This is a genomic window from Pectobacterium polonicum, from assembly GCF_005497185.1.
In the GTDB taxonomy this organism is placed as follows: domain Bacteria; phylum Pseudomonadota; class Gammaproteobacteria; order Enterobacterales; family Enterobacteriaceae; genus Pectobacterium; species Pectobacterium polonicum.
On record NZ_RJTN01000011.1, the window covers coordinates 21,945 to 36,341 of the forward strand.

Here is a 14,397-nt window from a genome sequence, read left to right on the forward strand (position 1 = left end):
CATGAACTGAACAGAAATTATTGCGTACTGGCGCTATTTTTCTTCGTGTGGGAAGACCATATTCAGCACGATTGCGGTAATCCCGCCAGCAGCAATACCGGAAGACAGTAACGTTTTAATCCAATCTGGCGCGAATTGCAGAATCAGCGGCTGTTGCGATACGCCAAGGCCAACGGCCAGCGACAGCGCAATAATCATGATAGCGCGACGGTTCAGCGGCTCGCGGGACACAATGCGCACACCTGAAGCGGCGATCGTACCAAACATTACGATAGTGGCGCCGCCCAGAACGGGCTCTGGAATATGCTGCACAAATCCGCTGACGGCAGGGAACAGCCCCAGTGCGATCAGCATCAGCGAAACCACGAAACCCACATAGCGGCTGGCAACCCCGGTAAGCTGGATGACGCCGTTATTCTGGCCGAAGCACGAGTTCGGGAAGGTATTGAATACAGCGGACAGGCAAGAGTTCAGACCGTTTGCCAGCACACCGCCTTTCAAGCGTTTCATGTACAGCGGGCCTTTGACGGGCTGCTCAGAAACGTCGGAGGTCGCGGTGATATCACCGATGGTTTCTAACGATGTGACCATGAAGACCAGCATCAGCGGAATCAACAGATTCCAGTCAAAGCCTAAACCGTAATACAGCGGCGTGGGCACCATGATGGCCGTATCGTGTTGCGAGGATGTGTTTTCCGGCAGCATACCCATTAGCCAGGCACCCAGATAACCCACCGCCATGGCAATCACCAGTGAGGCGACGCGCAGGTAGGGGTTACGCTGGCGGTTCAGCAGAATAATCACCAGCAACACCACACCTGCCAGCAATAAGTTCTTAGGCGCACCAAAGGTGTTATTACCCATTGCGGCATAGCCGCCGCCGATAGAGGTCAGGCCGACCTGAATCAGCGACAGACCAATGATCATCACCACAATGCCGGAAACCAGCGGGGTAATGATGCGACGGGTTAAATGCAGGAAGCGCGAAAGAATGATTTCAGTGAAGGAAGCAACCATCAGCGTACCGAACAGTGCTGCCATCATCGTGGGAACATCCGCCCCACCGTTTTTCAAGGCCAGTCCACCCATAATCAGCGGCGTCACGAAGTTAAAGCTGGTGCCCTGAATAGACAGCAGACCAGAACCAACGGGACCCCAGGTTTTAATTTGGAGAATAGAGGCCAAGCCGGAAGCGAAAAGCGACATACTGATGATGCGCTGCGTATCCTGAGCGGGTAAACCTAATGCCTGACAGATCAGTAGCGCGGGGGTAATCACCGCAACAAACATGGCAAGCAGATGCTGACTGGCGGCAAACAACGTTTGCGGCAGCGGCGGCCTGTCTTCAAGACGATAGATGAGTTCACTGCGCTGAGGGGCGGCAGCGGCTTCTGTTTGGGATGTTTCCGTGGTGGTGGTCATGATGTAAGTTGGCGTTCCTGAAACGACAAAGAGCGCATTTTAATGATCTCTTTGTCGAAAGCAAACGTTTGCTAACGCATCTTTTCGGTATGAATTTTTGCCTTATAAGCAAGGCCTTATTATTTAAGGGGATATACCCGTCATACTTCAAGCTGCATGTGCGTTGGCCGCGTTCAATCACCCGAATCACTTACTTGAGTAAGCTCATCGGGATTCCTTCGCTTGCCGCCTTCCTGCAACTTGAATTATTTAGTGTATAGTTTTAAAAAATGAAGAAGCGCTGCTGCGATTAGGCGTTGGTGTAGCGTGCGCGCTCGGGTAGCCAGCGTTCGATGAGCGCAATGGCATGTTCGGGATAGTGCTCATGCAGATGGCGGGCAACGCGGTGTACCTGTGGGATCAAATCCCGGTCGCGCAGGAGATCGGCTACTTTGAACGCGGCATTACCTGTCTGCCGCGTACCTAACAATTCCCCCGGCCCACGAATTTCCAGATCGCGCTGGGCGATGATAAAGCCGTCATTGCTATCGCGTAGAACCTGAAGCCGTTTCTGTGCCGTCTTGCTCATTGGCGTTTTGTAGAGCAGCACGCAGTGAGATGCCACTGCACCGCGCCCGACACGCCCACGTAATTGGTGCAGTTGCGCCAGACCCAGACGCTCCGGGTTCTCAATAATCATCAGGCTGGCATTCGGTACATCCACCCCGACCTCGATGACGGTGGTCGCCACCAGCAGTTGTAGCTCGCCCTGTTTGAAGGCTTGCATCACCGCCTGCTTTTCCTGCGCTTTCATACGACCGTGAACCAACCCAACCTTGAGATTCGGCAGAGCAGCCTTCAGCTCTTCGCAGGTAGCTTCCGCTGCCTGTGCTTCCAAGAGGTCGGATTCTTCAATCAGCGTACAGACCCAATAAGCCTGCCTACCTTCCTGCTGACAGGCGCTACTCACGCGTTCGATGATGTCGCTGCGGCGTGAATCTGGTATGGCGACCGTGGTGACAGGGGTTCTGCCTGGCGGTAGCTCATCAATAACCGAGGTATCCAGGTCGGCATAAGCTGTCATCGCTAGCGTACGGGGAATGGGGGTGGCGGTCATAATCAGTTGATGAGGATGAAAGCCTTGTTCTTCGCCTTTTTCCCACAGCGCAAGGCGTTGATGAACGCCAAAGCGATGCTGTTCGTCAATGATGACCAAGGCCAGCCCATTGAATTTCACCTGTTGCTGAAAAATGGCGTGGGTTCCGACAACCATGGAAACCTGACCGCTAGCGATAGCGTCCTGCTGTGCCTGACGCGCTTTTCCTTTTTGTTTGCCAGCCAGCCAGCCGACTTCAAGCCCTAATGGTTCGAACCACTGACGGAAGTTATGAGCGTGCTGCTCGGCCAATAGCTCTGTTGGTGCCATTAGCGCGACCTGCTTGCCATTGGCAATAGCACGTAATGCGGCCAGCGCGGCGACCAGCGTTTTCCCTGAGCCCACATCACCCTGTACCAGACGCATCATCGGGAAATCTTTCGCCATATCCGTTTCGATCTCCGCCACGACACGATCTTGTGCCTGCGTGGGAGTGAACGGTAGGGCGGAGAGCAGTTGCTGTTTCAAGCTGTCTTTAGCTGGTAGCGGCGACGCTTTATGGCGCTGTTCCCCTGCTCGCACGGCAAGCATGCTCAGGTTATGCGCCAGCAATTCTTCCATAATCAGCCGCTGCTGCGCTGGGTGTTTCCCATGCTCAAGCTCGCTGAGCTGCATATCCGGTGGGGGACGATGTAACGTGCGCAGCGCGTCCGGTAGGCTAATGAGCGATCGGCTCAGTGATTCAGGCAGTAATTCATCGATGTGGTTTGCGGTGAGTAGCTCTAGCGCCTGATCGGTAAGTTTACGGAGCGTGGCCTGACGAACGCCCTCTGTGGAGGGGTAAACCGGCGTGAGTGATTCCTGTAGCTCGACCTGCGTACTATCCCCCTGAACACGATATTCAGGATGGATGATCTCCGCACCGATTTTACCGCGCTTGATTTCGCCATAAGCGGTAACGCGCTGTCCCGGTGCGAGGCTGTTTTTCATCGCGGCGCTGAAATTGAAGAAGCGCATGGTCAGCATGCCGCTGCCGTCGCTGATTTGGCAGGTCAACATACGGCGGCTGCCAAAGGTGATGTCGTTGCGTAGGATTTCACCTTCCACGGTGGCATACATGCCGGGAAGGAGGTCGCCAATCGGGTAAAGATGCGTACGGTCTTCGTAGCGTAAAGGCAAATGCAGCAGGAGATCCTGCACGGTTTCCAATCCGAGTCGGGCGAGTTTTGCTGCCTGACTGGCACCCACGCCGGCAAGTGTGCTCAGCGGTTGGGTGTTTAGCAGGCGGCCTTTCATCAACACTCCGACGATTGCATCGCGGCCCACCACGGGGTATCCGCTACAATCTGACCTTGATGGTCAATATAAGGGCGAGGTAGTCCTTTACGTTTTGCGACGCGCGCCAGTACCGGATAGCCCCCTTCAAACAGCAGGCGCTGCTGCTCTTCTTCATTCAACGGGCTGTCTTCACGCTGATACATACCGGCGATCTGGCGTTGGCGTTGGGCTTCATACAGGATCAACGCTGAGGCCACGGAGACATTCAGCGACTGCACCATGCCGGTCATCGGAATGATGATGTCCCGATCGGCTAGTTTGAGCGCTTCGGCAGTAATTCCGGTTTTTTCTTGTCCGAGCAGAATACAGGTCGGTAGGGTGTAATCAATTTCCCGAAAATCGACTGCATGTTCAGACAAATTGGTCGCCAGAACCTGCATCCCTTCATCCTTCAGATGGCCGACCGCATCATGTATGGTGCGATGGGTTTTAACTTCTACCCAACTATTACTGCCCGCAGCGGAGGAAACCAGCGTTTTCATTCGGCTGGTGGGCCAAATTGCATGAACTTGATGTACGCCGACAGCATCCGCAGTGCGGATCACGGCAGAAATATTATGCGGTTTATGCACCTGCTCCATGCAAATCGTCAGATCGGGCTGACGGCAGTTGAGCATTTCTTTTATGCGTGCATAACGTTGAGGTGTCATGACGATTAATTTCGGTTACGGTTAACTTTGATGACATCCGGCATTACGCGAATTTTACGCATAATATTAGCCAAATGAACGCGATCAAGGGTAGTGAGACGGATAAAGGCACTGTATACGCGGCCGTCCCTCTCTTCCGTATTGATGCTCTGAATATTGGAGTTCGCGGCGTTAATCGCTGCCGTCAGATTGGCCAGTGCGCCCTGATGGTTGAACATATCTACTTTGATTTCGGCGATGAACTCTTGTTCTGTCACCTTATCCCACTCTACCGCCATGAATTTCTCAGGTTCTTTCTGATAGCCGCGAATGTTGCGGCAGGATTCATGGTGAATCACTAGCCCTTTACCGGGGCTGACATGGGCAATAATCGGATCGCCTGGGATGGGGCGGCAGCATTTGGCAAATGAGATCATGACGCCATCTGCGCCTTTGATTGGCAATTTGCGCAACCCGGTGGTTCCCAGCTCAGATTGCTCATTCAGCAGATTTTTTGCCACGACGACGCTCATGGCATTACCCATACCAATTTCCGCCATCAGATCGTCCAGCGTCGCGAGCTTCATGCGCTCAAGCTCAAGCTGAATCGACTTTTCAGGGATATCGGAGAGTTTGCGACCGTTGCCTAATGCGTGGTTTAGTAAACGGCGTCCGAGACTTACGGAATCATCACGCTTGAGGTTTTTCAGCATCTGGCGGATTTTGGAACGCGCTCTGGAGCTCACCACAAAGTTAAGCCAGGCGGCATTCGGTCTGGCACCCGGTGCGGTAATGATTTCAACGGTTTGGCCACTGGTGAGCGACTGTGACAGCGGGTAAGGCTGACGGTCAACACGTGCGCCGACGCAGGCGTGGCCAATATCGGTGTGCACCGCGTAGGCGAAATCGACAGGCGTCGCGCCAGCGGGGAGTTCCACAATGCGGCCTTCCGGCGTAAAGACGTACATCTCGTCAGGGAAGAGATCGGACTTAACGCTTTCGATAAATTCAAACGAGCTACCGGCGCTTTGCTGGAGTTCCAGCAGGCTTTGCATCCAGCGCTGTGCGCGTACTTGAGCGGTGGTGCTGCTCTCGCCTTCTTTATAAGCCCAGTGCGCAGCCACACCCATTTCCGCCATTTGATCCATGTCGTCGGTGCGAATTTGCACTTCGACCGGCACGCCGTGCGGGCCAATCAGAGAGGTATGCAGTGATTGATAGCCGTTGGCTTTAGGAATGGCGATATAATCTTTCACCCGACCCGGGCGCGGCTTATACAGGCTGTGAACCTGACCAAGCACGCGATAGCACGTGTCCAATTCTTTGACGATGACCCGAAACGCGTAAATATCCATAATGGAGTGAAAACGCTGCTCTTTCAGGTGCATTTTGCAGTAGATGGAGTACAGGTGCTTTTCGCGACCGCTGACGCGGCAGGCAATCCCTGCTTCTGTCAAACGACCTTCGATTTCCGACAGGATTTTCTGAATCATTTCCTTGCGGTTACCGCGTGCGGCCTTAACGACCTCTTTAATTACGCGATAGCGGTTCGGATACAGCGCTTCAAACCCCAGCTCTTCCAGCTCGGTTTTGAGGTGATGGATACCCAGACGGTGTGCCAATGGGCTGTATATTTCCAGCGTTTCACGGGCAATGCGGCGACGTTTGTCTGGGCGTAATGAACCCAGCGTGCGCATGTTATGGGTACGGTCTGCAAGTTTGATCAGAATGACGCGAATATCCTGCACCATCGCCATGATCATTTTGCGAAAGTTTTCAGCCTGCGCTTCTTTCTTATCGCGGAACTTCAGTTTGTCCAGCTTGGATACGCCCTCTACCAGTTCAGCAACGCTTTTACCAAAAAGCTGTTCCATATCCTGATAGGTGGCGGGGGTGTCCTCTATGACATCATGCAGCAGTGCTGCCATCAGCGTTTCGTAATCGAGACGCATCTCCGCCAGAATGCAGGCGACGGCAACAGGGTGTGTGATATAGGGTTCACCGCTGGAGCGAGTCTGCCCCTCGTGAGCATCACGTGCAACCAAGTAAGCCTGCTGTAAACGTTTGATCTGATCTTCGGGAAGATAACGTTGAATCAGCAGATTAAGGCTTTCAAAAATGTACAAGGGCGACTCGTGGTGTGATTAACGGCGGCCTTCAGCAATTGCGGTTACCGCTTGAATCTCTGCGGCTTCCTGCTCTTGCTGTTCCTGACGGTCACGAACATCCAGAATTTGGTTGTTGATCAGACCTTCTTCGATCTCACGCAGTGCGATCACAGTGTACTTATCGTTTTCTTCAGGAACCAACGGATCTTTGCCGCCAGTCTGGATTTGACGGGCGCGACGAGCAGCGACCAACACCAGGTCAAAACGGTTACCAATTTTCTCTACAGCGTCTTGAACAGTTACGCGTGCCATAATGTGCTACTCCACAGGAAATAAAATGACTGGGCATCATACTGAAAGAGGCGTCAGTCTGCCAATAGTTTGGTGATTAATGCATCATGCCGAACCTGTTGTCTGCTCAAACGCAGACGTTCGGCGCGAATAATGGTTTTCAGATCGAGCAGTGCCAGATCGAAATCATCATTCACAATCAGGTAATCATACTCGCCGTAGTGCGTCATTTCAGCCACCGCCTGAGACATACGGCGGGCAATAACCTCGTCACTGTCTTGTCCACGGCCACGCAGACGGCGAGCCAACTCTTCTTTTGACGGTGGCAGGATGAAAATACTGCGCGCGAGCGGCATTTGGGCGCGAATTTGCTTGGCACCTTGCCAATCGATGTCCAGAAAAACATCAACACCTGTCGCTAATACCTGTTCAATTGCAGGTCGGGATGTACCGTAGTAATTACCGAAGACTTCAGCATGTTCCAGAAACTCACTATCCTGAATCATACGCTTGAATTCATCGACTTCGACGAAAAAATAGTGTTCGCCGTGGTTTTCTCCCGGCCGCTTCGCTCGTGTGGTATGCGAAATCGAGACCTGAGTGTCGTAAAGCGGCTGAGTTTTTAATAATGCCTGAATCAGGCTGGATTTCCCGGCTCCACTGGGAGCAGAAACGATATATAACGTGCCTTGAGCCATAATGAAGTTTATTTACGTTACGATGGTGGATGTTGATATGCAGCAGGAACATGTGCATATCCCCGCATTATACACGCCAATATGTCATCAGTCGCGCTGTGATAAATTCTCCGCGGATTGTTTTTCCGTTATGCCATTGGGCAAATCTTTTGCCAACGTGTCTTTTTGAGATTGCGACGCGCGTTCCTGTCTTTTTTACCAGTGTTGTAAACGATAAATCATCTTGCGGCGCGTTTGGCATTTCTCCTTTTTCGGCCTCGTATTTTCCCCTTTGTTGCTATGTACTGCGGCCATTCGCTACTGGATGGCAGGAGGGACTATGTGGCTCAGGATTTGCACTTTTTTGATCATCAGCGTTGTTGGGGGCATCAGTGGTTTTTCGGCTGCGGCTGAAGCCTGTCCCGCTTGGGATAACACGCGTTCGAACAAAGAAATTACTGCATTGCGTCAGCAGTTAGCACGGTGGGATGACGTGTATTACATCGAAGGGAAAAGCCCAGTAGCAGATGATGTTTATGATCAACTGAGGGAGCAGTTAAACCAGTGGGTTGGCTGCTTTCAGCCTCAAAATGCGATTTCTGCCTGCTTACCCGATAATGGCAAGCAACGTCATCCTGTTGCCCATACGGGGTTGAAAAAATTGTCCGACCGCGAGCAATTGGTGTACTGGATCGCACAGCGTAAGGATTTATGGGTTCAGCCAAAAGTTGATGGTGTGGCTGTCACGTTGGTCTATCAGCACGGCAAGCTCGTGTCCGCGGTTAGCCGGGGTAATGGCCTGCAAGGCGAAGACTGGACTGAAAAAGTTCGTCTGATTCCGGGAGTCCCTCATTTACTAACCGAAGCACCTTCCTCGTTAGTATTACAAGGAGAGCTTTTCCTAAAGATGACCAATCATCGACAGCGTACTCAGGGGGGAGTTAATGCACGTTCAGTCGTGGCGGGTGAAATGCGTCGTCATCAGCCATCTCCCGTGTTGTCGCAGATTGGCTTGTTTGTCTGGGAATGGCCGGATGGCCCAAAGACGATGCCAGAACGTCTGAAAAAATTGCAGGAAATGGGATTTGCCATGGTAGCGGAGTATACCCATGCCATTGGGTCATTCGCCGATGCAGAGAAATGGCGTCACTACTGGTATAGCAGCCCGTTGCCCTTCGTGACAGATGGCGTGGTTATCCGCCAGACTAAAGAACCGCAAGGCCGTTATTGGCGTAACACGTCGGCCGACTGGGCGATAGCGTGGAAATATCCGCCCGTTCATCAGGTTGCGGAAGTCACCGATGTGGCATTTTCTGTCGGGCGGACGGGTAAGATCGCCGTGGTATTAAAACTTAACCCTCTGAAACTGGATGATAAATCGGTCAGTCGAGTGAATGTGGGTTCTCTGTCTCGTTGGAAACAATGGGATGTGTTGCCCGGCGATAGAGTTAGTGTCAGCCTGGCGGGGCAGGGGATTCCGCGTCTGGATAATGTGGTATGGCGTGGCACTGAGCGGCCAGCTATAACCCCGCCCAGTGAACATGATTTCCATGCTTTTAGCTGTTTTCGCTATAGCGCAGTGTGTCAGCAGCAATTTCTGGCGCGCTTAGTCTGGCTGAGTGGGGAGCACGGTTTAAATCTGGTGGGCATGCGTGACGGGATGTGGTTGCGCTTGATGCAACATAATTTACTGGGGGATGTACTGGCGTGGTTATCTCTGACAGAGACACAGCTTAGCGCAGTTAATGGCATCGGGGTGAAACGGGCACGAGATATCTATACGAGCTTACAGTCGGCACGGCAGGAGCCGTTATCTCGCTGGTTACTTGCGTTGGGTATTCCTGTTCCCCGCTCAGCGATGAGCGCATTGGATCATGTGGATTGGCTGGCGTTACAGCAACGGACGATACAGCAGTGGCGACAGTTTTCGGGCATTGGAGAGCGGCGTGCAGAAGAAATTATGGCGTTCCTGAATCACCCCATCGTTGTTGAGTTCATTGCCCGATTGCGTCGCGAGGGTATATATCAATAATTGATCATATTTTCTTAGAACATGTTGGGTCACGTAGTTTATTTTTTCGTGGATTCATTCACATAAAAGAACAGTTTTTTCCTGTTTCCTTCACTTAATTATAAGTAATCTTTACTCATTAACGGTCTAAGCCTATTTGCTGTTTTGCGATATAAAAAAGCCTGAGCGTCTGATTATTTTCGTTGAACTCAGGCATAGGGATGTTGTCGTATATCTTCAGATAATAAGAAAGGTTTGTTGGAGCACTTGTCATAATGAAGTTTGTAGCATCTTTTTCGCAACCCAAGTTATCGTTTGTCCTGGCAATCTATATTGGTCTTTTTCTCAATACCTCAGTGTATTACCGCCGATTTGATTATTTTTCACTCTCTGCTGGCAGCCAGATTCCAACGCTTATTCCCGCTCTTGTCGAATTGACAGCAAGTATCTTATTCACCTTTTTCCTGATGAGAATTATTTCACTTGGGGGACGCCGTTTTTATCGGATTATCGCTTCTATTTTGGTGTTGATTTCCGTTTCCGCTAGCTATTACATGACGTTTTTCAATGTCGTGATTGGCTATGGGATTGTTGCAGCAGTCATGACCACGGATATTGATCTTTCTAAAGAAGTTATTGGCTTTCGTTTTTTCCTGTGGATGCTAGTGGTGAGTGCGCTGCCATTATTTCTGATCTGGAAGAACTCGCTGCGCGATACGTTGATCGAACAACTTAAATCGCCAGGGAAGCGTTTGATTCCTCTTTTGGTTCTTGTCGCTGTCGTTGCACTCGTGTGGATGCCACTTCGCTATATGGACAAGGCTCAGTCGGTGTCTGAACGAGAATCCAATGTGGATTTACCTAGTTATGGCGGCGTTGTGGCTCACTCGTATTTGCCTTCTAACTGGTTATCCGCGTTAGGGTTATTTGCATACACCAAGTATGACGAGAGTCAGGATTCCTCCAATCTTTTCGACCCCGCTCAGCACTTTACCTATGTCCCGCCGAAAGGTATTGATGATACTTACGTGGTTTTCATTATTGGTGAAACAACCCGTTGGGATCATATGGGGCTGTTAGGCTACGAGCGAGATACGACACCGAAGTTATCAAAAGAAAAAAATCTGGTCGCATTCCGTGGCCAATCGTGTGATACCTCAACCAAACTTTCCATGCGCTGTATGTTTGTGCGAGAAGGCGGTACGGAAGACAACCCGCAGCGAACGCTAAAAGAACAGAACGTCTTTGCCGTAATGAAAGAGCTGGGCTTTACCTCCGAACTGTTTGCGATGCAAAGTGAGGTGTGGTTTTACAATAGCATTGAGGCGAATAACTATTCCTTCCGAGAAATGATCGCGTCAGAGAAACAGAATGACGGCAAATCGGTGCAGGATATGTTGCTCGTTGATGAGGTCAAGGAGTCGCTGGCACGCTACCCTCAAGGTAAACACCTGATTGTGTTGCATACCAAAGGCTCTCACTACCTGTACTCCATGCGATATCCCCGTAGCTATGCACATTATCAGCCTGAGTGTATGGGCGTTGATGCTTCCTGTTCGCGTGAGCAGTTGATTAATGCTTTTGACAACAGTGTGCTCTATACCGATAGCTTTATTGATAGCGTGATCGATCAGGTTCGGGACAAGAAAGCGATCGTGTTTTATGCCTCCGATCACGGTGAATCTATTGATGATAACTACCATTTGCACGGCACGCCGCGTCAGATGGCGCCACCTGAGCAGTTCCGTTCACCGATGCTGGTGTGGACATCGGATAAATTTCTGGCTGACACCGATAACTTACATGCGTTTGAGCAGTTGAAAACCCAGCAGCGCGTTGGTAAAACACATCGCCATGAAGAGTTGTTTGATACGATTCTTGGATGTTTGGGATACACGTCGCCTGACGGCGGTATTAATCCTAAGAATAACTGGTGTCAGAGACCTGCTAATTGATATGAATCACGGACAAGGACGTCAGTTTCAGGCTGTAAATACAAGAGATGGATACTTTAACGGCAGCCGGAATCCTTTTGTGAAAAAGGGATTGACGCTTCAATGAGGTAGCAGTAATATGCGCCCGCATTCGGCGAGTAGCGCAGCTTGGTAGCGCAACTGGTTTGGGACCAGTGGGTCGGAGGTTCGAATCCTCTCTCGCCGACCAACACACTTCCTCAGTAAATCATTCTTAGTTTTTCTCCCGTTTCAATCATCGTCTATACACACTATTTGTTTAAAAATAGTCTCGTTTTAAGAACGCTTTCGTTTAAAAAATAGTCGATTGTGAACGTTATCCTTTATAAATACAGGGTTTTATCTCCGTATTCTTTATCGTCGGAAATTTCCATATGCCCTCTATTTTCAGTTCGGAATGTTCCCAAAAATAGCGTGAAAAACCGCGCGTTAATTATCATAAATAATACCTATCTTTTTGTTTTTTAATGGTTTAAGTAAAATCAATTCCGCTTATTTAAGAATAATACTGACTTTACCTCTCCGTATTTAAATGTAAATTTATGTGCGGACAACATTCGCGATACTTATATATTCGCTTTGTTGAAGCCGTCTTTTTATTCAAATATGGAAGATGTTTCGATCATGAAAAAAACAACACTGCTACTCTCCACTTTGATTGCTTGTGCCATGGGAATGTCTGCTGCTCAGGCGACACAAACAGTGTCTTTGGGTTATGCTCAGGCGAAAGTCGATGACTTTAAAGATCCAAAAGGGATTACGGCCAAATACCATTATCAGGGTGATTCTGCACTTGGTATTATCGGTTCTTTCACTTATGTGAGCGCGGAACAAACTGAGTATTATCAGAATTCAAGCAGTGATGTTTATAAGCTGAAATACTATTCACTGATGGCAGGTCCATCTTACCGCTTTAATGAATATGTCAGTGTTTATGGTTTAGCGGGGATTGGGCGTGGTAAATCCAGTTGGGAAGAAGGGGATGCGTTCCGCCAATCTGGTAGCGAAAGCAAATCCAGCTTTGCTTACGGTGCCGGTATTCAAATCACACCGGTAGCAAACTGGGCGATTGATATTGGCTACGAAGGCACGAAAATCTACGAAACGCGTGTAGACGGTTTTAATATTGGCGTCGGTTACCGTTTCTGATTTGCCAATTATAAAATACCGGTGGACAAGCTTCTGCCGGTTATTACTTCTTTTCCCTTTCTTCTTTTTTATTCATAAAGCTTTCTATCGATTTATTACTATGATAGTGCAGCCATACTAGCAACGATTCGTTGTTCATCGGCTTCGCATAAAGAAATCCCTGTATATATTTGACGCCGTGCTGTTGTAAATACATGAGTTGTTGCGTGGTTTCCACGCCTTCTGCTATCGATTGAAGTTTGATGCGATGACTCAAATTAATAATGGCATCAAGAATGGGGGCTTCTTCATCCGGTGATGAAATGGCACTGACGAATCCCTGATCGATTTTCAGGCAATCCAGTGGGAAATTTTGCAGATAAGAGAGTGAACAGTGGCCGGTGCCGAAGTCATCGATGGCGATCATAAAGCCATCTTCACGTAGTTGATGCAGGCGCTGTATGACTTCAGGACCGTTGCTGATGAGGTTACGTTCTGTCAGTTCCAGCGTGATGCTTAACGAATGAGATGCCACTTTTTCTGCGAAGCGATGTACGTCTGAAACGAAATTTGGGTGATGTAGGTGCTCGGCTGCAACGTTAAGGCTCAGATGAAATCCGGGTTTTACCTGCCAACTGGCGATATCGGCTGCGACCAGATCAAATAAATGCCGGGTGATGGGGATAATCATGCTTTCTGCTTCGGCGGCAGAGATAAAGATATCGGGTCTGATCCACTGTCCATTGCTGCGCCGCCAGCGCAGTAATGTCTCAACGCCGATGCAGGATTGCGATTCTGCATCATAGATGGGCTGGTAATATACGGAAAATTCGCCTTTGGCGATGCCTTTACGGAGCTCGTCGCGGAATAATAATTTACGTTTTTGCCAGTACCACATCATTGCAAAGAAGAGCAGGGAGAGAATCATTGCCAGCGGCAAGAACGTGAAGAACGCCTGCTTCCAGTTTGCGACAGATTGAGAGGTTGGTGCGGTAATCGTAAGGGTTATCGGGAAAGCGCTCGATCTTATTTCAAGCGCTGAGGTAGAAAATAAGCCCGAGTTGAGCGTAATTATCGGGCCAATTTGAATGGGGTAACCGTTGCCGATCTTCAGTGTAAGTTGATAGCCGCGGGTTTGGCTGATCGCCGTCATAAGATCGATCAGGTACTGCGCGTCAACCATGGTGTAAGCGCCATAACCTGTGAGGGGCATCTGGATGAAGATGATTGCAGGGCGTGCTCTCACGTTGTCTGAGCCTGCAATTGACAGGCTCCAGCGTTCAGAATAGGTATCCGGGAGCGGCTGTTGAATGACGCGACTTATTGGTGTCAGTGCGTTGCCAAACGTTGAAGAGCAGTAGACATCGGTATTATGGGTGACGCCGATCGCGCGAAAGTAAGGAAAAATCGAGCCAAGACGTTGCAGCGCATCACCGATGGCATCACAGGACTGACCATGAAAGTGCTGGAGGCGATCCACCATCTTCCACGCCTGTGTCGAAATATTCTCAGCATGATTCATTGCGATTTGCGCAGTGGCTTCCAAATCGCGTTTTACCATTAACCTGGATTCTACAAAAGTGAACAGTAATCCCAGCAGCAGTGGCAGCATACCTGCTGTCAGTAGCTGCAACATGTTGATTTTACGTTCACTACGTCTGGGGCTCATTCACATCTCCTTTCTGGCAGCAGAGGCCGATGTAGAGACGTCCCTTTCTCCATTAACTAAAGGAGAGCGCTGAATA

General features: G+C 50.1%; 10 protein-coding genes and 1 tRNA gene. 4 read left to right on the forward strand and 7 right to left on the reverse strand.

Annotated features, from left to right (window positions below; translation table 11 throughout):
* Positions 1–33 precede the first annotated feature (33 nt).
* The 6 genes from EDI29_RS12585 to gmk all read right to left on the reverse strand — a co-directional run bounded on the left by EDI29_RS12585 (position 34) and on the right by gmk (position 7,561).
* Positions 34–1,422, reverse strand: a complete 1,389-nt coding sequence (locus EDI29_RS12585) for a nucleobase:cation symporter-2 family protein (protein WP_137741146.1) — start codon at positions 1,420–1,422, stop codon at positions 34–36.
* A gap of 289 nt (positions 1,423–1,711) precedes the next feature.
* Positions 1,712–3,793: an ATP-dependent DNA helicase RecG gene (gene recG / locus EDI29_RS12590; protein WP_137741147.1), complete on the reverse strand. Its 2,082-nt coding sequence runs from the start codon at positions 3,791–3,793 to the stop codon at positions 1,712–1,714.
* On the reverse strand, positions 3,793–4,485 hold the full coding sequence (gene trmH, locus EDI29_RS12595) for a tRNA (guanosine(18)-2'-O)-methyltransferase TrmH (RefSeq protein WP_137741148.1): 693 nt from the start codon (positions 4,483–4,485) through the stop codon (positions 3,793–3,795). Before trmH ends, recG begins: the two co-directional genes overlap by 1 nt.
* Positions 4,486–4,490: 5 nt before the next feature.
* A complete protein-coding gene (gene spoT, locus EDI29_RS12600; RefSeq protein WP_137741149.1) occupies positions 4,491–6,590 on the reverse strand; it encodes a bifunctional GTP diphosphokinase/guanosine-3',5'-bis pyrophosphate 3'-pyrophosphohydrolase in 2,100 nt (699 codons plus the stop codon).
* Between the two features lie 18 nt (positions 6,591–6,608).
* Positions 6,609–6,884 carry a DNA-directed RNA polymerase subunit omega gene (gene rpoZ, locus EDI29_RS12605; RefSeq protein WP_005968230.1) on the reverse strand — a complete coding sequence of 92 codons (276 nt, stop codon included), beginning with the start codon at positions 6,882–6,884 and terminating at the stop codon, positions 6,609–6,611.
* 53 nt (positions 6,885–6,937) lie between these two features.
* Positions 6,938–7,561, reverse strand: a complete 624-nt coding sequence (gene gmk / locus EDI29_RS12610; RefSeq protein ID WP_107169346.1) for a guanylate kinase — start codon at positions 7,559–7,561, stop codon at positions 6,938–6,940.
* Between the two features lie 319 nt (positions 7,562–7,880).
* Between gmk and ligB the strand changes: the two genes are divergently transcribed.
* The 4 genes from ligB (at position 7,881) to EDI29_RS12630 (ending at position 12,673) form a co-directional block, all read left to right on the forward strand.
* On the forward strand, positions 7,881–9,572 hold the full coding sequence (gene ligB, locus EDI29_RS12615; RefSeq protein ID WP_137741150.1) for an NAD-dependent DNA ligase LigB: 1,692 nt from the start codon (positions 7,881–7,883) through the stop codon (positions 9,570–9,572).
* Positions 9,573–9,826: 254 nt separating this feature from the next.
* Complete coding sequence (gene eptB / locus EDI29_RS12620) at positions 9,827–11,506, forward strand: kdo(2)-lipid A phosphoethanolamine 7''-transferase (RefSeq protein ID WP_137741151.1); 1,680 nt, start codon at positions 9,827–9,829, stop codon at positions 11,504–11,506.
* A gap of 131 nt (positions 11,507–11,637) precedes the next feature.
* Positions 11,638–11,714, forward strand: a tRNA-Pro gene (locus EDI29_RS12625).
* A 434-nt stretch (positions 11,715–12,148) separates the two neighbouring features.
* Positions 12,149–12,673 (forward strand): Ail/Lom family outer membrane beta-barrel protein, encoded by a 525-nt coding sequence (locus EDI29_RS12630; protein ID WP_137741152.1) that lies wholly within the window; start codon positions 12,149–12,151, stop codon positions 12,671–12,673.
* Positions 12,674–12,716: 43 nt separating this feature from the next.
* On the opposite strand, the gene EDI29_RS12635 is transcribed toward EDI29_RS12630, so the two are convergent.
* Complete coding sequence (locus EDI29_RS12635; RefSeq protein ID WP_137741153.1) at positions 12,717–14,321, reverse strand: EAL domain-containing protein; 1,605 nt, start codon at positions 14,319–14,321, stop codon at positions 12,717–12,719.
* Positions 14,322–14,397 lie beyond the last annotated feature (76 nt).

Coding starts and splice junctions, on each gene's coding strand:
- EDI29_RS12585 (WP_137741146.1), bottom strand. CDS start 1,422: ATGACCACCACCACGGAAACATCCCAAACAGAAGCCGCTGCCGCCCCT.
- recG (WP_137741147.1), bottom strand. CDS start 3,793: ATGAAAGGCCGCCTGCTAAACACCCAACCGCTGAGCACACTTGCCGGC.
- trmH (WP_137741148.1), bottom strand. CDS start 4,485: ATGACACCTCAACGTTATGCACGCATAAAAGAAATGCTCAACTGCCGT.
- rpoZ (WP_005968230.1), bottom strand. CDS start 6,884: ATGGCACGCGTAACTGTTCAAGACGCTGTAGAGAAAATTGGTAACCGT.
- gmk (WP_107169346.1), bottom strand. CDS start 7,561: ATGGCTCAAGGCACGTTATATATCGTTTCTGCTCCCAGTGGAGCCGGG.
- ligB (WP_137741150.1), top strand. CDS start 7,881: ATGTGGCTCAGGATTTGCACTTTTTTGATCATCAGCGTTGTTGGGGGC.
- eptB (WP_137741151.1), top strand. CDS start 9,827: ATGAAGTTTGTAGCATCTTTTTCGCAACCCAAGTTATCGTTTGTCCTG.
- EDI29_RS12630 (WP_137741152.1), top strand. CDS start 12,149: ATGAAAAAAACAACACTGCTACTCTCCACTTTGATTGCTTGTGCCATG.
- EDI29_RS12635 (WP_137741153.1), bottom strand. CDS start 14,321: ATGAGCCCCAGACGTAGTGAACGTAAAATCAACATGTTGCAGCTACTG.